The organism is Barnesiella sp. ET7 (assembly GCF_024733785.1).
GTDB lineage: Bacteria > Bacteroidota > Bacteroidia > Bacteroidales > Barnesiellaceae > Barnesiella > Barnesiella merdigallinarum.
In genome coordinates, this window is sequence record NZ_JANRHM010000021.1 from 22,722 (window position 1) to 45,198 (window position 22,477).

Below are 22,477 nucleotides of genomic sequence, written 5' to 3' on the forward strand. Positions count from 1 at the left end.
ATCTATTTTGTTTTCGAAGGTTGGATGTTTTCGACCCGGCTGGTGACGGAGCCGTCGGCCAGCAAGGTTTCGAGGGTTGCGCCCGGGGCGACGTCGGCAATGCTCTTGACTACCCGGCCGTGGTGCAGGGTGAGGCTGTAGCCCCGTTGCAGCAGCGATTGGGGCGATACCAGCGTGACGGTGGTCTCCATCGTGTCGAGGCGGTTGCGCTCGGCGTCGAGGCGGGAGCGCAGGGCGTGGCGTATCTGCTCGAGCCACATTGCCGTCTTGTGCCGTTCGCCCGCGATGCGTCGCTCGATGAGCAGGGGCAGCGACGAGGTGGTGCGTTGCAGGGTCTGCTTCTCGCGCAGGATGCGGTTGTGCACTTCGTCGCTCACGGCCAGGGAGAGGCCGGCCACGTGCAGGTCGGCTTCGTGCAGGCGGGCTATAATCCACTCGGCCGCGGCGGTTGGGGTCTTGACCCGTGTATTGGCTACCAGGTCGATGACGGTATCGTCGCGCTCGTGGCCGATGCCGGTGATGACGGGCAGGGGGAACTGGGCGATGTTGGCGGCCAGCGGGTAGCTGTCGAAGCTGTTGAGGTCGGAGGTGGCACCGCCGCCCCGGATGATGACCACCCCGTCGAAGAGCTCTTCGTGGCAGGCAATGCGGTCGAGGGCTTCGATGATGGAGCTCTCGGTCTGCTCGCCCTGCATCGAAGCGGGGAAGAGCGCCGTGTATACTTTATACCCGTAGGGGTTGTTCTGAATCTGGTTCATAAAGTCGCCATACCCGGCGGCCGATGGCGAGGAGATGATGGCAAAGCGCTGCGGCAGTGCCGGCCAGACGAGCTCCTTGTTCATGTCGGCCACCCCCTCGTCGCGCAGTTGCTGCAGGATGGCGGCCCGCCGGCGGGCTGCATCGCCCAGCGTGTAGGCCGGGTCTATGTCGTGGATGGTGAGGCTGTAGCCGTAGAGCTCGTGAAAGATGGGGCTCACCGAGATGAGTATCTTGATGCCCGCCGTGAAGATTTGCCCGGTCGATTGCTCGAACCAGGGGCGCAGCAGGCGGAAGGTCGAGGCCCATATCGTGGCCCGGGCCTTGGCGATGGTTCGTCCCGTGGCCTCCTCTTTCTCGATAAGCTCGAGGTAACAGTGGCCCGAGGGGTGTACGCGGGCTTCGCTCACCTCGGCCCGCACCCAGTAGCGTTCGGGCAACGCCTCTTGCAGGGCGTCGCGCACATGGGCATTCAGCTCGAACAGCGATAACTCTTTTCGTGCTTCGGTCATAACCGCTGTATTTTTTGAGTCCAACTGTGTTGCCGACCGCGGGCCGACAGCAGGTATATTCCCTTCTTCAAATCGTGCAGGTCCAGTTCGGCCCCTTCGGGCAGGCGGTATTCCTGCAGCAACGCCCCCTCCAGATCGTAGATGCCGAGGGCGATTTCGCTCTCGTCGGGCGGCAGCGGGCCAATGGTGACGACGGGGCTGCCTTCCCGGTAGGTGAGTTGCAGCGGAGTCTGGCCGGTGCGGATGGTCTCGGAGCCCGAGCCTTGGCGGTAGGCGGCATAGAAGTCGGGGATACCGTATCCCAGCAGGCTGTCGGGGGTGAGGTATTGCGAACTGTTTTGCCGGATGAGATCGATAATCTCCCGGGCCGAGAGGTGGGGCAACGCTTGCCGCAGGCAGGCGGTGAGCCCTGCGATGATGGGGGTCGAGAACGAGGTGCCGTCTTTCTGCAGCAGGTTCCCGTCGGGGTCGATGGTAGCGGCTCCGGCACCCAATGCCGCGACGTCGGGCTTGATGCGTCCGTCGGCGGTGGGGCCCACACTCGAGAAGTAGGCGCGTTGCCGCTCCCGGGTGACGGCCCCCACGGTGAGGAGCCCGTCGACATCGCCGGGCACGGTCAGTCTCTTCCAGTCGCCACCCCCTTCGTTTCCGGCACTCACGACGATGAGCAGTCCTTTCCGTACCCCCCGGGCGGCAGCCTGTGAGATGTAGGCGGTGCGGCCGTCAAGTTGCTCCCAAGTGTGGCTGAAGCGCGGGTCGTCGAAACCGGTGTAGCCCAGCGACGAGGTGACGACATCGACGCCCAGGCTGTCGGCATATTCGAGTGCCGTGGCCCAGTAGTCCTCTTCGGTGGGGTATTCGGTGTCGGTGTCTTCCGACCGCAGCAGCCAGTACGAGGCTTGCGGAGCGGTGCCGACGAAGTAGTTGCTGTCGTTGGTGAGCAGGGTCGAGAGTACCGACGAGCCGTGGGCGTTGCCGTTGCGGAAGTCCATTTCGTCGTCGATGAAGTCGTGGTAGCCGACGATGCGGTCGGGGTCGAAGCGCGGGTTTCGGTCGGCATTGAGGAAACCGCCGTCGATGACGGCGATGGTCATCCCCTCGCCCCGGAATCCGTCCCGGTGCAGCCGGTCGCCGTTGTGCAGGGCGATTTGCCAGGCGGCATCGCCGTAGGTGGTGTCGTCCGTCTCTTCTACCTGCTTTTGTCGGGGCCTCACGGTATTGCTGCTCTGCACGGGCGAACCCAGGTAGTCGTACCGGGCGACGAACGGCAGCCGCTCGATGTTGCCGAACAGGGCGGTATCGGTCAGGGCTATGGTGGCGGTGTTGAGCCATTTCGACACGGCCAGGATGCGACCGCCCAGTTGCGACAGCTGTTGCAGCCGGGTGGCCGGTATGGGCAGATCGGTCGAGTCGATGGCGATGCCCCACCTCTCGCGTTGGGCTACAGTCCGGGCCGACAGAAACTCATCGGGTCTGTCGAGAGAGTAGCCCGACTCTCCCTTGTTGCTGAACCACAGACGGTAATGCCACTCCTGAGCCTCGCTGCCGAGGAGCGTGGCCAGCACGACGAGCAGGGTGAGTAGACGTAGTTTCATTCCTTATATTTTTTCAACAATCGTTGGTCGGCAATGATGCCGCCGCCGATGACGGTGTTGTCGCTGTAAATGACGGCCGACTGTCCCGGCGTGACGGCCGAGGCGTCGCTCTCGAAGCAGACGAGCCATTCGCCCGGAGTGTCGCCCTTTTGCAGGGTGGCCGGTATGGCACTGCTGCGGTAGCGTATCTGCACGTCGACGGGGCCGGCCGATTCGAGTATGCCGGGTGTTGCCTCGAGTACATCGGTGATGACCATGCGGCGGGTGAGCAGCTCGTCGCGGTCGCCCAGCCGGATGGTATTCTTGATCGGGTTGATGCGGGTGACGAACATGGGTTTGCCCAGAGCAATCTCGAGCCCTTTGCGCTGCCCGATGGTATAGAAGGGGAAGCCCTTGTGCTGTCCCAGCTTGCGGCCGATCGAGTCGACAAAGTATCCGCCTCCCACCTGTTGGGCCAGATCGGGCAACTGCTCCCGCAGGAAGTCGCGGTAGTCGCCCGGGATGAAGCAGACCTCCATGCTCTCCTTTTTCTCGACTTTTTCGTGGAATCCTTTGCCCTCGACATAGCGCTTGATCTCCTCTTTGGTGACTCCACCCAGCGGGAAGATGGTGCGCGAGAGCTCCTCCTGCCCCAGCCGCCACAAGAAGTACGACTGGTCTTTCTTCGGGTCTACGCCCCGGGCCAGCACCCGGTAGCCGTCGCGGTCGAGTATGCGGGCGTAGTGGCCGGTCGCCACCCACGAGCAGCCCAGCCGGTCGGCCTCCTGCAACAGGTAGTGCCACTTGAACAGGCGGTTGCACATGACGCACGGGTTGGGGGTGTTGCCCTTGAGGTATTCGTCGATAAAGCCTTTGATGATGGAGCTCTTGAACTCGTTGCGCACATCGAGGATGTGGTGCTCGATGCCGATTTTCTCGGCCAGCTCCCGGGCCTCGAGGGCAAACTGCGGGATGGTCTGTCCTTCGCGGGGAAAGTGGCGGGGCAGGTCCCACATGCGCATCGTGAGCCCTACGACCTCGTAGCCCTGTTCCTGTAAAATCATGCAGGCCGCAGAGCTGTCTATGCCTCCGCTCATGCCTATCAATACTCGTTTGTTCGGTTCCATACGTTTCATAAGGGTACAAAAATAATTAACTTTTATGAGGCGGGGAGCAATTATATTCTAAAAAACATATAAACCTGAAATGTTAAAGTGTGGGGAGCTCTTGGACTATTTAACAGAAAAAGAATATCTTTGACGAAAATATTGAAAATATAAGCGTTTAGAAAATTACCTCTATTCGGAATCAGCAAAATTCTCTTAGGTGGGGTAATTGACAACTAAATGCCTGCGCTTGTTACATAAAGCAAGCGTGGGCCGGTTGTTTTATCCACCTACGGTTTTTGCTGGACCTCGAATAGGATAAACCATCGGGCTCACGCTTTTTATTTTTTATCAGGCTCTGTATTTCATGAGCCGCGACGAGATGGGGCTATAACAAAGAAGGGGAATTTTCGGTTTACTTTTTTCTGCAAAAGGCCATAAACGAATACGGTATATGAACTACTTATTGGGTCATAGCTCGTATGCCGGTAAAATTGTTTGGTTAGGCTTTACGCAGAATGTCGAAGAGAGAGCTGTTGGGTGATAGCTTTCTCTTCGTTTATTTTTCGAGGAGTACGACGGCATAGGCCGAGATTCCCTCTTCACGGCCCGTGAAGCCCAGGCGTTCGGTGGTAGTGGCCTTGATCGAGATGTCGTCGGGGTCGACGCCCATGCAGGCGGCCAGTGTCTGTTGCATGGCCGGGATGTGAGGGTTGAGTTTGGGGCGTTCGGCACAGACGGTGATGTCGGCATTGCCGATGGAATAGCCTTTGCCGTGGATGAGTTCCACGGTTTTTTTCAAGAGAATCTTGCTGTCGATACCGGCATATTCGCCAGCCGTATCGGGGAAGTGATAACCAATGTCGCGCATGTTGGCGGCCCCCAGCAGGGCATCGCACAGCGCGTGGATGAGCACGTCGGCATCGGAGTGGCCCAGCAATCCCAACGAGTGGTCTATGCGGATACCGCCCAACCAAAGCTCCCGGCCTTCGACCAGCCGGTGCACATCGAAACCAAAACCTACACGTGTCTTCATCGGCGATGTCCTACCAGTTCTTTAAGTCCGTCCATGTCGAACGAGAGGGTGAAACGAAGCGTCTGGTCCAGCGGGCTCGTCTGTGCGGTAGCCACCATGTAGGCGGCATCGATTTTCAGCACGTTGAGCGAGAAGCCGGCACCGAAGGAGAAGTATTTGCGGTTACCCTTGTATTTGTTTTCGTTGAAGTATCCGGCCCGCAGGAAGAACTGCTGGTTGTAGGAGTATTCGGCACCAATCGAAAAGTTGATTTCGCGCAACTCCTCCTTGAATCCGCCGGGGGCATCGCTGAACGACTGGAAGATACCCGAGATGGGCGAGGTGTTTTGCCACTTCTCTTTGGCCTCTTCATACTCGGCATCGGTCTCGTAGTTGGCTACCTGAGGTGTCGAGGGTACCAGCAGTTTGTTGAAGTCGAGGTTGAGCGAGAGCGTGTTGTAGTCGGCCAGCGGGAAGAGGAACGAGGTTCCTATCTTCAGGTTGGTGGGCAGGAAGGCACTTTCGTTACCCCCGTCATACGATACTTTGGTACCGATGTTCGAGATGTTGAAACCCAGTGACCACTGGCACTCGTTGCGGCCGATGATGGGGTAGGTGGTGTAGTAACCCGATATGTCGGCGGCAAAGGCCGAAGCACCCGAGGCGTCGGATACGCTCGACTCGTCGTAGTGGAAACCCAGATCGGAGTAGATGTAGCGGAATACGACACCCATCGAGAACTTCTCGGAGAGCTTGCGCGAGTAACCTACATCGAAGGCCATTTCGTAGGGGGTGATGCTGTTCTGGGCATTACCCTGGTTGTCGGTGAGTGTGATTTCGCCCAGCGAGAAGTAGCGCAGCGAGGCGCTGATAGCCTGCATGTCGTTACTGCCCAGCTTCCAGTAGCCGGCCAGATAGGCCAGGTAGATGTCGTTGACCAACTTGCGCAACCACGGGGTGTACGAGAGCGACACACCGGCCTGGCTGTAGGCAAAGGCATATTTCGAGGGGTTCCAGAATTGCGAGTTGACATCGGGGTCGGTAGCCGCACCCAGGTCGCCCAACGAGGCACCGCGCGAGTCGGGCGTGATGCTCAACGAGGTGACACCGGTGTTGATGGGGTTGAATTCGTTTTTGGTCGTATTACCGCCGGCGGCAAGGGCACCCGTAGGGAAGACGAGCGACACGAGCGTAAGGAGTATGATATGCAAAAAGCCTCTTTTCATTGTACAGGGTATTACAAATTACATGTATATAATAAACAGAGATTCCCCCCGATTATTGCGTGATGACCACGATTTTTTTGGACGGCGTGGCGAGGGTTCCGGATTCGGTTTCGAGGTAGGCCCGGCATTCGTATCGGCCGGCCGGTACCCGTTGACCGTTGAGGTCGAGCAGGTTCCAGGTAATCGGGAAGGGGTTGCTGCCGGTTGTCTCGCGATACCACACCTCTTCGCCCAGGCTGTTGACGATGGCGATGCGAGCCTGTTTCACCTCTCCGATTTCACGGCCCTCTGTGTCGAGGCACGACAGGGTAGCCAGTTCGGTGACCGGGTTCTCGTCGAGCGAGAGGATATAGGAAGAGGTTTCGGGGGTAATCTCGAAGGTGGTGTTGACCTCCGACGAGTTGCCTGCGTTGTCGAATACCCGGAGGGTAATCGTGTAGTTACCGCTCTGCAGGGTGGGCAAGGGGAATGCGAGTTCGCCGGTCGAGCCGTCGGTCGAGGGGCGGAAGTAACGCACAGGGTTGTCGTCGAGGGTCGAACCGTTGAGCAACAGCATCATTTGCCGGCCCAGCGTGTTGCCGGTGTAGATACCCGAGGGGTCGGACATCTGGCAATAGAAGGTGGCCGGGTTGGCTACCGAGGCGCCATCGGCATAGGAGCGGGTATTGACTCCGGCATACTGGATGGCAGGGCCTTGACTGTCGAGGGTTGAATTGCCGGCAATGCTGTCGACAAACAGCTCCTCGGTATATCCGTTGGCCTCTTGTCCCGACGTGGGGTCGCAGGCATAGAGGATGAGCAGGGCCGATTTGCCCGAATGGGAGTTCTCGACCGGCAGGGTGACATCGACGTGGAACCGGCCGTTCTCTACCGAGCCTTTTCCCGTGGAAAGGAGGTCGGGCCGATAGTTGTAGGTATAGGTCTTTTTATCCTGATGCGCCAGGGTGGTGAAGCTTTTCTTCTCGTCGTAGAGCGAGTAGTATACCTCGCCGTTGAAGTCGTCGAGGAGTTGGCCTCCGTAGTCGTATACCTCGCCTTCGACCGTGTAGCTTTTGCCGGGTTTCATGTAGACGGCCAACCGTTCGCCCGTGCTGCCGGCTCGGGTGATTTTCAGCTTGTTCTGCGGGTAGAATAGTCGCAAGGCCGGGTCGCCCAGAAGCACGAAATTGAGTTTGTTTTTATCGATTTCGGTATTGAAGTCGCGTTTGGCCAGTTTCAAAACGTCGCCTATGCGCAGGGAGTTGCCGTTCTCGTCGCGCGACAGCAGCCGGTTCATCAGTCGCCGGTTTATCTTGTCGTTGCCGTCGGTATAGACCACGCGGGTGGTGGTGATGAGGGCGATGGCTCCGGCCGTGGGGTTGAGCAGCACGTTTTCTCCCGCTGTCAGGTCCTCTTCGTCGAACCGGGTATAGCTGCAGGTGATGGTGATGAAGAGGGGCCAGCGGCTGTTGGTGAGGTTGTCCATCTCGTATCGCGAGAAGAGGCCTTCGCCCGTGAACCCTACTTCGGCATCGTTATGGCCGATGTAGTTGAACACGAGTACCCCTTCGTCGAGATTCTTCATCAACTCCCGGTTGGCATCGGGGCATTTTTTCGAAACGGGGTCCAGGTAGTAAGAGTCGACATACACCTTGTTGACGCGGAACTCCAGCCGGGGGGTATCGGTGTTTTCGAGTAGCAGGGTGTCGCATCCCTGGTCGGCCTGTTTGGTATGTACGGCTTCGTCACCGTCGTCGGCTGCTATGCAGAAGGTATTCTTCCACGGGCCGAGGTCGGTGTTCTGTGCATACTGGTAGAGTTTGTCTACGGCCAGTCTGGCGGTCTGGAGCGAGGTTACGGGGTAGCGGCCTATGCCCAGACACACGCGGTCGGTCTTGATTTCCGTGCCCGAACCGTCCTCGAGAAATCCGAAATAGTCTTCTACCACGAACGATTCCCGCTCGTCGATGCTGGTCTTCGACTGGTAGGTGAGCAGGCTGTTGCATTGCGGGGTATGCAGCGAGGCCATGGCCTGGCGGTTGTTGTAGGAGCCGTCGCCGAAGAGCAGCAGGTAACGGGGGCGTTCGCTCTCGTTGGCAGCCCGGTCGTAAAACATCTTCATCAATCGGCGATAGGCTGTGGCGTCGGGGGTTCCCGACGAAAATTCGTTGAAAATCTGCTCCTGGTCCACGACCAGAGTCGTCAGTCCTTCGGCTTGATGCAGGCGGGCTACTCGCTCGGCTTCGCTTCGCAAGACGGTGGGGGTGATGATGGTGAGGTCGGGTATGGGCGATGCGTGCAGATTCTGGTTCTCGACCTGCTTGACGAAGGTCGGTGAAGGGAACGTGTAGCCGGGGTCGAAGGCGATGAACTCGCGCAGTTGGATGTCGCCCGGGACGAAGCGGGTAGTTTGCCCGTCAAAGGCGGTCGCGACTTGTTGCGGTGCATGAGGCGTGGTGATGTCCCACACCTGCGTCGAGTCGGTGGTGTTGCCTATCTGATAGCAATCGTTGTCCCGGCGGTTGATGAAGCGGAAGGCAACTTGTCCGTCGTAGAGTTGCAGAGCCCTCCGGTAGTTGAGGCGAATGTAGTCGAGGTAGGCATACTCCGATGGACCGCTGTGTTCGTACCGCAGCCCGATGGTCGACTCTTCGGTAGCCTGGCCTACGGTGTGCAGCGGAGTGGCCTGCCGCAGAAATTCGTGTGAGTCGTAGTATTTCGAGATGCGGTTGGCGGTGCCTGCCGGCAGTTCGGTGCCGTTGTATGATATGTGTATATAGCCCTCGCCGCTGCTGATTTTGGCCCCGAAGTTCACCCGTATCTTCAGGGTGGCCGATTGGGCCCCCGTCAGGTGAAAGGTGAAATCCTGCTCGGCGGTCTGCGTGAAGCTCTCGCCGAAGAAGTTCTGCCCGGTTTTCCCTACCGAAACGAGCTCCTGCTCGTGTACCGTGTAGGCGTCGTAAGTCGAGACGGCGCTCTCGTTGCCGGTGGGTATGCCGTTGCGGAGGGGCATCTCGGCAGCCGGTACCTCCCGGTCGGTGAGGAAGTAGTAGGCGTGGGTCGAATAGGGGTGCAGCCGGTGGGCAAACTCGAGGTTGACGTTGTCGAGCGTCCAGCGGGTAGTCCCGGTGGAGTAGAAATAGAGTTTGCCGTTGTGCCGCCAGAGGGGAATCTGCGGCAGGTCGTCGATGTAGTTGTCGTCGTTGGCAAAGAGCTCGTCGATGACGAGACCCCCGTAGCCGAAGAGCTTGACCTTCGACGGGTCGGAGAATCCCCACGCTGCGAGCTGCTCGTCGGTAATCTGGTAGATGCCGGCCTCGTCGGTCGATATTTTCACCCAGCTCCCTTCGGCCAATACCGAGGTTGCCGCATAGTCGCTGCCGGGCCGGCCGAAGGCCTCCGGGGCCATGAGCAGGCAGAGTGCGGTGAGTATCGGTACGATGATGTTTCGGGCAAAAGGACGCATGGGTGTGACGGACGGGCTATTTGACAAAGAAATCGAGCACTCGGGTATCGCCGATGAACCCCTCGATGTGGTCGCCTATCTTCACCGGGCCTACTCCGGCGGGAGTGCCCGTAAAGATGATGTCGCCGATTTTGAGGGTATAGAACTGGCTCACGTAGGCGATGATGCGGTCGATCGAGAAAATCATGTCGCGGCTGTTGCCCTGTTGCGCCGGGACGCCGTTCAACCGCATGGAAAACTCTATGTTGTCGGCCTTGGGCGGCATCTCGGGCAGCGGCACGAACCGGCCGATGGGAGCCGAGTAGTCGAACCCCTTGGAGATGTCCCACGGGTTGCCCGTGCGCCGGGCCTCGGCCTGTATGTCGCGGGCCGTGAAGTCGATGCCTACGGTCACGGCGTCGTAGTAGCGGTAGGCAAACTTGGGGGCGATGTTTTTCCCCAGGCGGGAGATGTGGAACACCAGTTCGGTTTCGTATTCGATGCGGTTGGAAAACTGGGGCAGGAAGAAGGGCTTCCCCTCTTTGAGCAGCGAGGTCTCGGGCATGGTAAATACAACGGGTGCCTGCGGCAGCTCCTGTTGGGCCATTTCGGCATTGTGCGATTGATAGTTCCAGCCAACGGCAATAATTTTCATAGGCAGTTACTTGATGTTGTTCAGCCGGTTGAACATGACGGCCAAATGGGCATAAATCGATGTATTCTGGATGACGATGTGCTTGGGCACGCGTATACGATAGGGGGTGAAGTTCCATATCGCCTTGATGCCTCCGGCAATCATCTCTTCGGTAGCACTTTGGGCTTTGTCGATGGGGACGGTGAGAATCCCGATCTGCACGCCCATCTCCTTTTGCTTTTGGGCAAACTGGGAGAGGTGGTAGATGGGTATGTGGTTGACAAAGGTGCCGGCCAGCTCGGGCTTGACATCGAAGCCGGCTACCACCTCGAGCCCGTATTGAGACAGACCCGAGTCTTGCATGAGGGCGGCTCCCAGGCTGCCCACCCCGAAGATGAAGGCCTTGTGCATGGAGGTGAATCCGAGAAACTCTTCCAGTACGGCAACCAGCGAATTGATTTCGTATCCCACCCGGGTTTTCCCCGAGATGTTGATAAATGAGAGATCCTTGGCTATTTTCGACGAATCTACGCCAATCTCTTTTGCTATCTGTGTGGAGGAGACATACTCCTCGCCTTTGGTTTGCAGCAATTTGATGTAAGCCAAATACCAGGGGAGCCGGCGAAGCGAGGGCTCCGGTAACTTAACGGTAGATTTCGAATCAGAACTGTACATCTTCTTTCATCTGTTTTATCCCTACAACGAAACGACGAACCGCCGGCAGAAACGGGTGCACGCCCGATTATGCCGGAGAGGGTCTGTTTCATTTGATTTACAAAGGTATAATAAAATACCGAATTTTGGGACAAATAAGATTTTTTAGCCATTCTTTTTTGTCGCGGAGCGGGTGCCGCCCGGCTCGTGCGAGGCGGTTCTGCTGTTTGTGGTCCGGAGGGTCGGGCTCCGGGGCTATCCGGCCTGGCAGAGACGTTTGAGCAGATTGCGGTCTTCGGCCAGCAGCTTGCTTATCTCGAGGTGTATGCAGGCCTCGTCCTTGAGCAGGCCCGAGGTGCTCGAGTTCTCCTCGACATCCCAGGTGAGCAGGATGGTCTCTATCTTAAGTGCCTTGAGTTTCTTGATGAGCATCTCGTGGTCGGCATCGCCCGTAATCAGCACCACATAGTCGAACTTGCGGAAGAGGGCCAGCTCGTAGGCTTCGAGGGCAAACCACACGTCGATGCCCTTCTCGATGACGGTTGTCTCGCCCTCTTTGCGAATCTCGCGCAGGTGTTTGTAGTGGAAGATGACGTCGTTTTCGATGAGCGTGTCCTCAAACTTGCGTTCGCTGTACAGCAGCCGTTTGTCGTGGGCGTTGTTCACCCGATAGCGGCCGCGGAAGTAGTGGCTCTCGGTGATGTGGCACGAGGCGGGCGCCACCCCGCTCATCCGGGCTATCTGTTCCCGGATGAGTGTCATCAGGGCACGCAGGTTTATGTTCAGGTCGAAGTGGTCGCTCAAGGCTTCGTTCACCTTGGCGTAGTAACCTCCGTCGATAAAGAGTCCAATCGATTGATAGGTGTTGTTCATGGTGTGTAATGGTTAAGTTCGAATCTTTTTTCAGACCGTGCTATTGCCCGGTGACGCAGAGCTTCTTCGAGCGGGTGGTCTCGTGCTCGTTGTCGGTCGAGATGACGGCCTTGTAGAGGTAGATACCGCCGGGTACCCGTCGGCCGCTGCTGTCGGTCAAGTCCCAGTTGACGGGGTATGAGCGGTACATGTCGGAGAGTCCCTTGCCGGTGTATCGCCATACCTCCACGCCCATGAGGTTGTAGACCGAGATGGTCACGTTGATGAGGGCGTCGGGGCGGTTGTGCCGCAGGTAGAAGTTGGTCGACGTGCTGGCCGGGTTCTGGTCGGCATAGAGGTCGTAGATGACGGGCTTCAGACCGGCCTGTACGGTAAAGGCGATTTCGATTTCCGACGAGTTGTTCTCGGTATCCCATACCTTCAGCCGCAGGGTGTGGTTGCCCTCGCTCAGGTCGCTCAGCGGGTAGTTGATGTAGCCGCGGCCGAAGTCGCCGATGGCGGGGTCGAAGTACGATGCCACGTCGGTATAGATGGTGTGGTTGTCGAGCGTGACGGTCATCTGGTGGCCTATGCCTGCATCGGAGATGTTGATACCCGAGGGGTCATACACCTCGGCTACCAGCAGGGGCGACTCGTTCACGACATCGCCATTCTGGAAGTCCTGCGAGTTGAGGAAGGCGTAGTAAATCTCGGGCCCGTCGAAGTCTTCGTTCGAGTCGTCGTTGAAGCCGCCCACGACGAAGTTCGATTCGTTGCCGCTCCCCTCCTGGCCGGCGTCGTTGTAGCTGTAGAGGTTTATCAGCCCCTTGTCGTCGGCAAAGTTGATTTCGCGCGGCACCTTGAAGGCGATTTCAAACTCGCCCCCCACAATCGAGTCTTTGCCCACATAGAGGCGGTTGCTGCGCTCCGAGAACTCGAAGGCTTTGCCCTCCTCTCCATACCCGTGGGTCACCACCGATACCTCCGAGTCGTAGACCGTGGGGCAGATGATGCCGTTGTAGTCGGTGGCCTTTTGCCCTTGCGGGGTGTAGATTTCGCCCTTGATGAATACCGAGTCGCGGGCCTGGATGGTGGGCGTCGTCTGGGTGATGTCGTAGCCGTTGATTTCGGTTACCTTGATTTGATAGTCGGGATAGAGCAGCCGCAGGGCCGGGTCGCCCAACAGGGTATAGTTCAGTTTGTTGCTGTCGGTCTGTTGTATGCTGCACTTGGCCTCGCGCAGGATGTCGCCCAGGCGGGGATACTCGTGGTTTTCGTTTCGCGTGAATATCTGGTTGGCCACTCCCGTGTTGAGGTAGTGGTTGTCGCTGATGTATACCACGCGGGTGGTGGTGATGAGGGCGATGCCTCCGCCGCTGGGGTTGAGGCAGAGAATCTCGCCGCCCGAGGTATCCTCGTGGTCGTAGCGGCCGAAGTCGCAGGTGGCGGTGATGAAGAGGGGCAGCCGTTTCAGATACATCGACTGTATGTCGGTGATGTTGAGCAGGTCTTCGTGGGTCCAGGCCACGGTGCTGCCGTGGCCGATGTAGTCGACTACGAGCACTCCGTCGTCGAGTACCTGGAAGAGTTTCTTCTTGGCCGAGGGATAGGTGCGGCCGGTCGAGGTGATCTCGGCCGTATAGGCATCGGTGTAGATTTTGTTGATGAAGCAGTGGGCGTCGCTGTTCTTGAAGATGGAGCAGATGTCTTCGGCCTGTTGCATGTGGATGGCGTAGTTCTCGTCGTCGGCTACGACACACACCTGGTTTTTCCACGACCCTTTGTCGGTGTTGGCCACGTAGGCGGTCAGCTTGTTTACCATATCTTGAGCCTCCTGTTCGCTTTTCACGGGCAGACGGCCCACACTCACACGCAGCTTGTCGGCAGCGATGCGGGTACCCGAGTCGTCGTCGAGAAAGCCGAAGTAGTCGTCGGTCGTGTAGGAGGCCCGCTCGTCGTTACCGCTCCCGTGCTGGTAGGTGAGCAGGGTGGGGTATTTGATGTACTTGCCGGTCTCGCCTATCTTGCGATTGTCGTAGAGTCCCTTGCCGAACAGCAGCAGGTAGAGCTGTTTGCCGTTGACGCCTCCCTCACGGTCGAAAAACATCTTCATCAGCCGGCGGTAGGCCGTGGCGTCGGGGGTACCCGACGAAAATTCGTTGAACACCTTCTCGTGGTCGATGACGGCCACCTCCATGCCGTCGAGCTGGCTATGCAGCTGGGCGATGCTTTGGGCGTAGGAGAGGTACTCCTTGGGGGTGAGTATCACCATGTCGGGGGTGGCCATGCCGTGCAGGTCCTGGTTGGCAACGGCCTCGACAAACGACACCGAGCCTACGGTGGCCTGGGTATCGAAGGCCACATACTCTTCGTGAGCCTGCAAGGGCACGAACCGGGCATTGCTGCCGCTCACCGCGGGGGTGACGGCGACCGGGCGCTGCGGGTCGGTGATGTCCCAGATTTGCGTGGTCGAGGTGTAGCCCTGCAGGTTGTAGCAGCTGTTTTGCGGCACCTGTTTCAGACGGAACTGGATGCTGCCGTTATAGAGTTGCAATTTGCGTTTGTAGTTGAAGCGGAAGTAGTTGAGCCGGGCCAGGGAGAGGCTGCCCCCGTTTTGCTTGAACAGTAGCGAGAAGGCCAGCTCCTCGCTGTCGAGGTTGACCTCCTTGAGGGTCGAGGTAGCTTTGAAAAATTCGTAAGAGCTCTCCGAGCCCGAGGCGAGGTTGTCGGTCGAGCTTTCGGGCAGAGTCTGCCCCTGATAGGTGAAGACCAGTTTACCGGTGCCGCCTATAATTTTGGCGGCAAACGAGGTGCGCAGTTTCACCGCCTCCGAGTTGTCGACACCGGGAAGTTCGAAGGTGAAGTTGCGCGAAGTCGTGTAGCGGAAGTCTTCGCCCAGGAATACACGGCCCGTAGCGCCGGGCGAATAGCTCTCTTGTTCGTAGACGGCATGCTCGTCGAACGAGGTGATGTCGGTCATGCCCGTCGTGGCTCCGCCGTCGCGTTGGCCCAGGGTGGCGGTGGCGCTTTTGCTGTCGGTCAGGAAGTAGTACCCGGCCGTAGAGTAGGTGTTGGTCTCGTGGTCATACTCCTGAGTCTTGGCGTTGTAGCTCCAGGTCACGGGCCCTTGTGCATAGAAAAGAATCTTGGAGCCTGTATTCAGAGAGGGTATCTGTTCGAGGTCGTCGGGGTCGTCGTCCGAGAAGGTTTCGGGCAACATGGCGCCGCCATACCCGTATATGGTCACGGCCGCCGGGTTGGAGAATCCCCATCGGCTCAACTCCCGGTAGGTGATTTGGTGGATACCCGATTCGGAAACGGCAATCTTCACCCACCGTCCGTCGGCCAGCTGCGACCGCGAGGCGTAGCGGCTGGCATTCAGTGCCTGCAACGGGCCGGTTGCCAGTACGATAAGGCTCAGGCACAGCCATAGCTGTAGCCGGGTGAGCAGGTGAGGTATATATAGTGTGTGTCGTATAATTGCTTTCATCGTATCTTATACAACGGAGAAGTCGTGCGATTATTGCAGTCGCGTGAAAATATAGTCGATTGATTTGGAATATTCAGATGTAGTTTAAATATTTGGTTTACAGATTGATATGGTGGTTTTTGACAGCGGGCTCGATCGTTGTTGCCCGGGTAGATTGTTGGTTCAATTGATAAAAAATGTTTTTTTAGCGATTATCGGGCCGATAATTTTGTTATAAATTTGAGGAATTGCATAAAAAATGTTACATTTGCTTGTCATTAAAAATACAGTTTTCTAATACAATATTCTTATGAAAAAAATTACTTTTTTTAATTTTAAGAAGTTGGTAATGACGGTTGTAGCCTTTATGGGCTGCGTGTCGTTATCGTATGCACAAGGGGATTGGACTTTGGTAAGTGAAGAAGATTTGACCTCGACGACATCCATGGGAACAAGTGAACTGTTGGCTTCGCTGCCCGAAAATTATTATGCCAATATCCCGGGACGCGGTTCTGATGGTGAGTTGAAATACAATGCCAATTATAAGGAAAACGGCATTTATCCGCTCTATCTTATTAGTAATGGAAATCGTGGCGACTTTTTCTGCATAAAGAGTACGCTCGAGCCGGGTGAGTATCGGTTTACGTTCCGGGCAAAATATCCCAGCTCGAAGAATGTGGGAAACCTGGGCTTCTTCTATTCCAAGGGCGATCCTGCCAGTGCCGAGAAGGTATTTGTGGGTGAGAACGTGGAATTAACAAACAGTTATGCCGATTATACCTATGTGTTTACGGCCGACGAGAGTGCCAACTACAACATGGGGTTTGCCGCCAATGTCCCCGTTTCGGGTTGGGCTTACTATGCTTTCACTTCGTTTAAGCTGGAGAAAAACAATGCGGTCGTAGAACCGGAACCGGTTGTAGAGGCCAGCTACGATGACTTTGGCAAACCCACAGCCGGTACTACCGGTAACAAGCGGGCCCAAACTAAAGGCGAAGTGCTGAACGGTGTAGGCCTGTTGGCCGAATCGCCGCTGACTTTCACTCCCACCGGAACGAATGCTAATCAGGCTTGGGCCAACAGCGACAATCCTATCCTGGCCAATCCCGGTGCCACCTTCGATCTGAAGGTTACTTATTCCGATGCCTGGGGTAGTTTGACGGTATTCCTGTTGAGAAGCGATGTAGCACCGAGTGCTGCCGACAAGATTTTCGGTACTTACCAGGGTAGCTGGTACAACGGCGCGGGTACGGGCGAACTTTATACCAATATAAATAACGACACTCAATCGGGTGCTACGGCTTCGGCCACCGACAAGACGGCAACCTTCCCCATTACCATCCCGTCCGATCTCTCGGTAGGCGAAATGGTGGTTATCCGTTTCATTGTCTGCAAAACGGCCGAAGGCGCTACCTTTGATGGAAATCCCTGCACTACGACGGCTACCGAGTTGAACTACTGCGACTATGTAGTCAAGATTGCCGAAGAGGGTGCTGCCACGCAATATGGCGCTGTGACGGTAGATGTTCCGGCCGACAAGGGCTCGGTAGAAATCCAGGCTCTCAACGAGGGTGACAACACGTGGAGCGAAGTGGCCGACCTTACTCAGGTTGCATACGGTACTCAGTTGCGTGCCGTTGTTACGGCTGCCGAAGGTTATGCCGTAAGCACCGTGACGAAAAACGGCGAGGCTCTCACGGCCAACGAAGACGATAACTATTACTACTTTACGGTCGAAGAGGAGAGCGTAGCGATTGCCGTTACCTTCCAGGTTGTATCGGGTATCGACGAGGTTGAAGCCACGGCTGTTTACTATGCTGCCGGCGTGCTCTATGCCGAAGGCGCACACAGCGTGAAGGTTTACGACCTGAGCGGACGTGTAGTGATGAGCGCTGCCGATGTCGATGCCGTTTCGGTATCGTCTTTGGCTGGTGGCGTTTACATGGCCGTAGTAGACGGAAAGGTTGTTAAATTCGTGAAATAATCGATTTTAGTCACATCATACCGAGGGAGCTCCTGCATACGGGGGCTCCCTCTTTTTGTATTTTCACTCGCCTTTCACTATCTTTGTTACACGAAGATAGGATGCGGTTCGGCATAGCCAAACTTGAAAAACAAGTTTTCCCGTTTGTCTCTGCTCTCTCCTTTCGCTATCTTTGTTCAAGAGTATGAATCCAAGAAACAACAGCAATGAAAAAGAATAACGACTGGAAAGATAGGCTCAATGTGGTCTATTCGACCAATCCCGATTTTAAGTTCGAAACCGACGAAGAGGTCGAACCCGATACGCTGGAACCGGCCCGTCAGAAGTTGCGCATCTCGCTCGACAAGCGCAACCGAAACGGCAAGTCGGTCACCCTTGTGACAGGTTTCGTGGGTACGGCCGACGACCTGCACACGCTGGCCAAGAAGCTGAAGACCAAGTGTGGCGTGGGTGGCTCGGACAAGGACGGCGAGATTTTGATACAGGGCGACTTCCGCCAGAAGGTACTGGAACTGTTGCTGGCCGACGGGTATCGGGCCCGCATAATCTGAGAGGAGTATCGCTATGCTGCACATCTACAAGGCATCGGCCGGGTCGGGAAAGACCTATACCCTCACGCTCGAATACATAAAACTGCTGTTGGGCTACCGCGACGAAGAGGGGCACTATCGCATCTACCGCAAGAGCGATTCGGCGCATCGGCGCATCCTGGCGGTGACCTTTACCAACAAGGCCACCGAGGAGATGAAGCACCGCATCGTGGCGCAGCTCGACCTGCTGGCTCACCACACCGGGCGGTCGCCCTACCTGGGTGAGCTGACGCGGCTGTTTGGCTGTGGTCCCGAGCAGGTGCAGGCGACGGCGGCCGATACGCTGTATGTGCTGCTGCACGACTTTTCCTACTTCAACATCAGTACCATCGACCGCTTTTTCCAGCAGGTGTTGCGCAACTTCACCCGCGAGGTGGGGTTGCAGGGGAGTTTCGAGGTGGAGATGGACAACGATTTCGTCACCGCTTCGGCTATCGACCGCATGTATTCCGACCTCTCCGACGACGGCCAGAAGGGGCTGCTCAACTGGCTGGTGCATTATGCCGAGGAGCGTATCGAGTCGGGCAACTGGTGGAGCCTGGGCAACCGGGCCGACCGCAAGGACGACCTGCGCGAGTTGGCCGGCGAGTTGTCGAAGGAGAATTACAAACTTTTCCGCGAGTCGATTCTCGCCCAGATCAAGGACAAAACGGTGCTCGACCGCTATTTGCGCGAGATGCGCCGGGTGAAGAGCGAGTATGAGTCGCTCTTGCGCGAGTTGGGCGAGACGGGCCGCGAGGTGCTCGACCGGCACGGTGTGGCAGCCGAGAGTTTCAAGGGTAAGAGTAATTCGTGGGCTTTCTATTTCGACAAGTTGGCCGGCGGAAAATTCGACCCGCCTACCGCAACCTTCAGGGGAAATGTCGACAACGGCGACAACTGGTTCGTCAAAAGCAGCCGGCCCGGGTGCTTCGATGCCCTGTATGCCGAGCTCAACCCGGTGATGCAGACGATTGTCGATGCCTTCGGCGAGCCCTATGTGCGCTACAATACGGCGGTACAGAGCTCGAAATATATCTATGCCCTGGGCATTCTGGTCGATATAGACCGCCGCATCGAGGAGTATGAACGGGAGCACAACGTGCTGCTGCTCTCCGATACGGCCGGTATTCTCAACGAGGTAATCAACGAGAACGATGCCCCCTTTATCTACGAAAAGATAGGGACCCGGGTCAACCACTTTATGATCGACGAGTTTCAGGATACCTCGAATCTGCAGTGGGGCAATTTTGCGCCGCTTATCGGCGAGAGTCTCAGCCACGACTATACCGACCTGATTGTGGGCGACGTGAAGCAGAGCATCTACCGGTGGAGAAACTCCGATTGGTCGCTGCTGAACGAGGGGGTTCAATCGCGTTTCCGCCCGTCGCAGTACGAGGAGCGGACGATGGATACCAACTACCGCAGTTGTGCACGCATAGTCGAGTTCAACAACCGGATATTCGGTCAGGCGGCCGAGCGGTTGCAACAGGGGCTGGAGAGTGAGGTGGCCGAGTCGGCTCTGGTCGATGGCAGTTTCGAGGTGAAGGTGCGCAAGGCCTATGCCGATATAGCGCAACGGGTGTGCGGTTCGAACCTTGCACGGGGTGGACGGGTGTCGGTGACGATGTGGGAGGCCGATACCCGCGACGACTTTTGTGAAGAGGCTCTGGCTCGTATCCCCGATCTGTTGCGCGAGTTGCAGGACCGGGGCTATTCGCCCGGCGATATAACCTTCCTCACCCGTACGGCCCGCGAGGGTACGCTGCTGGTCGACCTGCTGTTGCGCCTCAACGAAGAGAACAGCGACCCGCGCTACCGGTTCGATGTCATCTCGAGCGAGTCTCTACTCATCAAGAACTCGCCGGTCATCGGGCTGCTGGTGGGTATTCTGCGCTATATCCAGAACCCCTCGGACGAGTTGAACCGGGTGATGGCAGTCTATGAGTACAACCGGCAGCAGGCTGCCGGCAGCGACGAGACGGCCGCGATACTCACCTACTTCGAGCGTCGCGGCGATGTGGGGCAACACCTCGACGACGACTTCATGCGCTTTGTCGAGAGTGTGCGCAAGGAGCCGCTCTACGAAATGTGCGAGCGCATTATCGCCCGCTTTGCCCAGGTCGACGACGAGCGGGGCGAGCGGGTCTATATACAGGCATTCCAGGATTATGTGCTGGAGTATTGCCGCACGCATACGGCCGATTTGGCTTCGTTCCTGGCCTGGTGGGACGACAACGAAGACAAGCTCTCGGTCACGACCCCGCAAGAGCAGGATGCCATGCGGGTGATGACCATACACAAGTCGAAGGGGCTGGAGTTCAAGGTGGTGATTATCCCGTTCTGCAACTGGAAACTCGACCACCGTACCGACAAGACCAACTTCATCTGGTGCCGCACACAGGGCGAGCCCTTCTCGCAGATTCCCGTGTTGCCCCTGCGGTATGGCAGCCGGCTGGCCCAGACCTACTACGCTACCGAATATTTCGACGAGAAGATGCACGCCTATATCGACAACCTCAACGTGGCCTATGTGGCCTTTACCCGCGCCGGTGAAGAGCTGCATATCTTCGCTCCGGCCCAGAAGAACCGGGGCAAACGGGAGAGTGTGGGCAGCATATCGGCGTTGTTGAACGAGATACTTTTCCCCGACGGAGGCGATGGGGGAGACCTGCACTACGAGGAGGGGAGCGACTGGCGGGCCGAGGTGCGGCCGACGGCGGAATCGACGGCCTTGACGCTACTCTCGGGGCCCTATCGCTCGATTGAGCCGGGCAACCGGCTGCACTTGCGGTTGCAGGGCAAGGGTGTCTTTGGCGAGGGTAACGACCGCGCCTACGGTACCCTGATGCACCGCATCTTGAGCGAGGTCGATACCCTCGATCGTCTGGACGAGACGGTCGAGTCCTTTGTACAGACCGGCGAACTCTCGGCAGCCGAGGCAGCCGAAACCCTCGAGAAACTCGAGGCGTGGCTGGGTGACGAGCGGGTAAGGTCGTGGTTTCTGCCCGGGGCCAAGGTGTGGAGCGAGCGGGAAATCTTGCAGGCCGACGGCTCGTTCTATCGGCCCGACCGCGTGGTCGAGACCCCCGACGAGGTGGTGGTAATCGACTATAAGTTCGGTGCGATAGAGCGTTCGTCCTACAAGAAGCAGGTGCGCACCTACATGCAGCTGATTGGCGAGATGGGGTATGCCCGCGTGTCGGGCTTCATCTGGTATCTTTCGTTGGGAAAGATAGAGGCGGTCGAGTAAATACAAGGCTCTGTTTTTTGGATATACCGCATAATTGCCCTTACCTTTGTGCGGTAATACCGTTATGCTAAAAGTTTTTTAAACAAGATGAAACACATGACAAGATTGTGGATTGCCGTTGTCGTGGTCCTGTCCATGCTACCGGCACGTGCCGAAATCACGCTCCAGTCCGTAGCCCGCGATACGACAATCGATGTACGGCCGCTCAACTCGTGGCAGCGGTTCAACCAGAAGGTCGACCGGTTTACCTCGACCAAGGGCTTCCAGATGACTTACGTAGGGGTGCCCCTGGTGGTTGCCGGTGTGGCTACCATACCGGGGCGCGAGCGTTTCCGCCAGTTGCGTAACGACTATGTACCCAAGTTCAAATACGAGTATGACAATTACCTGCAGTATGCTCCGGCTGTGGTGATGCTGGGGCTGAAAGGCTTCGGCGTAGAGAGTCGCAGTTCGTGGGGGCGCATGCTGGTATCCGATGCCTTTTCGGCCGCCATCATGGCTACGGTTGTCAACACCGTCAAATATACGGCGCATGTGCAGCGCCCCGACGGCAGCAACTACAAGTCGTTCCCCTCGGGCCATACGGCTACGGCCTTTATGACGGCCATGATGCTGCACAAGGAGTATGGCGACCGCAGTCCCTGGTACAGCATCTCGGCTTTTACGGTAGCAGCGGTAACCGGCGTAAGCCGGCAGTTGAACAATCGTCACTGGGTTTCCGATGTACTGGCCGGTGCCGGCATCGGTATCCTGTCGACCGAACTGGGCTATTACCTGGCCGATCTGATATTCAAAGACAAGGGTTTGAATCTCGATCCTACCTACTACCCTTTGCTCGAGAAGCCTTCGTTTGTGGGCCTCTACATGGGCTTTTCGTCGGGGCTGGGACGTATAGGCCTCGGTAACGGCATGAAACTCAATACCGGCATTGGCAGCCGGATAGGTGTGGAGGGAGCCTATTTCTTCAACAAATACATCGGGTGCGGTGGTTTGGCTACGGTGTCGAATATTCCGGTTTCGCTCAATACCCGGCCCGATGCAGCACTGGAACCTATCGACGAGGGGCGGGCCATGGCCGGTGTTTACTTGCAATATCCCTGTTCGAGTCGCTGGTCGTTGGGCGGAAAGGTATTGGCCGGGTACAACTATATCCCGTCGAATGCCCTGAACTGTGAGTCTATCGAATTTGGTCGCAACAGCTTCGTATGGAGTACCGGTGTGTCGATTGGTTACATGATGAAGCGCAACTTCGGGGCCCGTTTCTTTTGTGACTACACCTCGGCCTTGGTCTCGTACAGCCTGTTGCCCTCGCAGGAGTTGGGCGTTTCGGAGGCCCGCTCGGGGAGTAGTGCTATCCGGTCGCTCACGTGGGGAGCTTCGGCCAATATTCTGTTCTGACAGGTATCGGCCGGAGGAGCCGATATAATATGAAACGGGGCTGTATCGTCG

Annotated in this window: 14 protein-coding genes; 4 read left to right on the plus strand and 10 right to left on the minus strand. The window is 57.3% G+C overall.

Going from position 1 to position 22,477, the window contains the following annotated elements:
* Positions 1-2: 2 nt before the first annotated feature.
* From xseA to porU (NW211_RS12150), 10 genes are all read right to left on the minus strand, one after another.
* Complete coding sequence (gene xseA / locus NW211_RS12105; protein ID WP_258327990.1) at positions 3-1,268, minus strand: exodeoxyribonuclease VII large subunit; 1,266 nt, start codon at positions 1,266-1,268, stop codon at positions 3-5.
* On the minus strand, positions 1,265-2,863 hold the full coding sequence (locus NW211_RS12110) for a S8 family serine peptidase (protein ID WP_258327991.1): 1,599 nt from the start codon (positions 2,861-2,863) through the stop codon (positions 1,265-1,267). The genes xseA and NW211_RS12110 overlap by 4 nt, the downstream gene beginning before the upstream one ends.
* Entirely contained in the window at positions 2,860-3,969 is a 1,110-nt protein-coding gene (mnmA, locus tag NW211_RS12115) for a tRNA 2-thiouridine(34) synthase MnmA (RefSeq protein WP_258327992.1), read from the minus strand. The genes NW211_RS12110 and mnmA overlap by 4 nt, the downstream gene beginning before the upstream one ends.
* Before the next feature lie 538 nt (positions 3,970-4,507).
* Positions 4,508-4,984, minus strand: coding sequence for a 2-C-methyl-D-erythritol 2,4-cyclodiphosphate synthase (gene ispF, locus NW211_RS12120; protein ID WP_087409569.1), 477 nt, complete (start codon positions 4,982-4,984; stop codon positions 4,508-4,510).
* Entirely contained in the window at positions 4,981-6,189 is a 1,209-nt protein-coding gene (porV, locus tag NW211_RS12125; protein WP_087409568.1) for a type IX secretion system outer membrane channel protein PorV, read from the minus strand. The genes ispF and porV overlap by 4 nt, the downstream gene beginning before the upstream one ends.
* 52 nt (positions 6,190-6,241) lie before the next feature.
* Positions 6,242-9,634 (minus strand): type IX secretion system sortase PorU, encoded by a 3,393-nt coding sequence (gene porU / locus NW211_RS12130; RefSeq protein ID WP_258327993.1) that lies wholly within the window; start codon positions 9,632-9,634, stop codon positions 6,242-6,244.
* Between the two features lie 16 nt (positions 9,635-9,650).
* Entirely contained in the window at positions 9,651-10,268 is a 618-nt protein-coding gene (locus tag NW211_RS12135; RefSeq protein ID WP_258327994.1) for a fumarylacetoacetate hydrolase family protein, read from the minus strand.
* Between the two features lie 6 nt (positions 10,269-10,274).
* Positions 10,275-10,922 (minus strand): redox-sensing transcriptional repressor Rex, encoded by a 648-nt coding sequence (locus NW211_RS12140; RefSeq protein WP_258327995.1) that lies wholly within the window; start codon positions 10,920-10,922, stop codon positions 10,275-10,277.
* A gap of 234 nt (positions 10,923-11,156) precedes the next feature.
* On the minus strand, positions 11,157-11,774 hold the full coding sequence (locus tag NW211_RS12145) for an NYN domain-containing protein (RefSeq protein ID WP_258327996.1): 618 nt from the start codon (positions 11,772-11,774) through the stop codon (positions 11,157-11,159).
* A gap of 40 nt (positions 11,775-11,814) precedes the next feature.
* A complete protein-coding gene (porU, locus tag NW211_RS12150; RefSeq protein WP_258327997.1) occupies positions 11,815-15,243 on the minus strand; it encodes a type IX secretion system sortase PorU in 3,429 nt (1,142 codons plus the stop codon).
* Positions 15,244-15,532: 289 nt separating this feature from the next.
* Between porU (NW211_RS12150) and NW211_RS12155 the strand changes: the two genes are divergently transcribed.
* From NW211_RS12155 to NW211_RS12170, 4 genes are all read left to right on the plus strand, one after another.
* Positions 15,533-17,206 (plus strand): T9SS type A sorting domain-containing protein, encoded by a 1,674-nt coding sequence (locus tag NW211_RS12155; RefSeq protein ID WP_258327998.1) that lies wholly within the window; start codon positions 15,533-15,535, stop codon positions 17,204-17,206.
* Positions 17,207-17,412: 206 nt separating this feature from the next.
* Positions 17,413-17,757, plus strand: coding sequence for a translation initiation factor (locus NW211_RS12160; protein ID WP_258327999.1), 345 nt, complete (start codon positions 17,413-17,415; stop codon positions 17,755-17,757).
* Between the two features lie 13 nt (positions 17,758-17,770).
* Positions 17,771-21,028: an exodeoxyribonuclease V subunit beta gene (locus NW211_RS12165; protein ID WP_258328000.1), complete on the plus strand. Its 3,258-nt coding sequence runs from the start codon at positions 17,771-17,773 to the stop codon at positions 21,026-21,028.
* 96 nt (positions 21,029-21,124) lie between these two features.
* Positions 21,125-22,426, plus strand: coding sequence for a phosphatase PAP2 family protein (locus NW211_RS12170; protein WP_258328001.1), 1,302 nt, complete (start codon positions 21,125-21,127; stop codon positions 22,424-22,426).
* Positions 22,427-22,477: the final 51 nt, after the last annotated feature.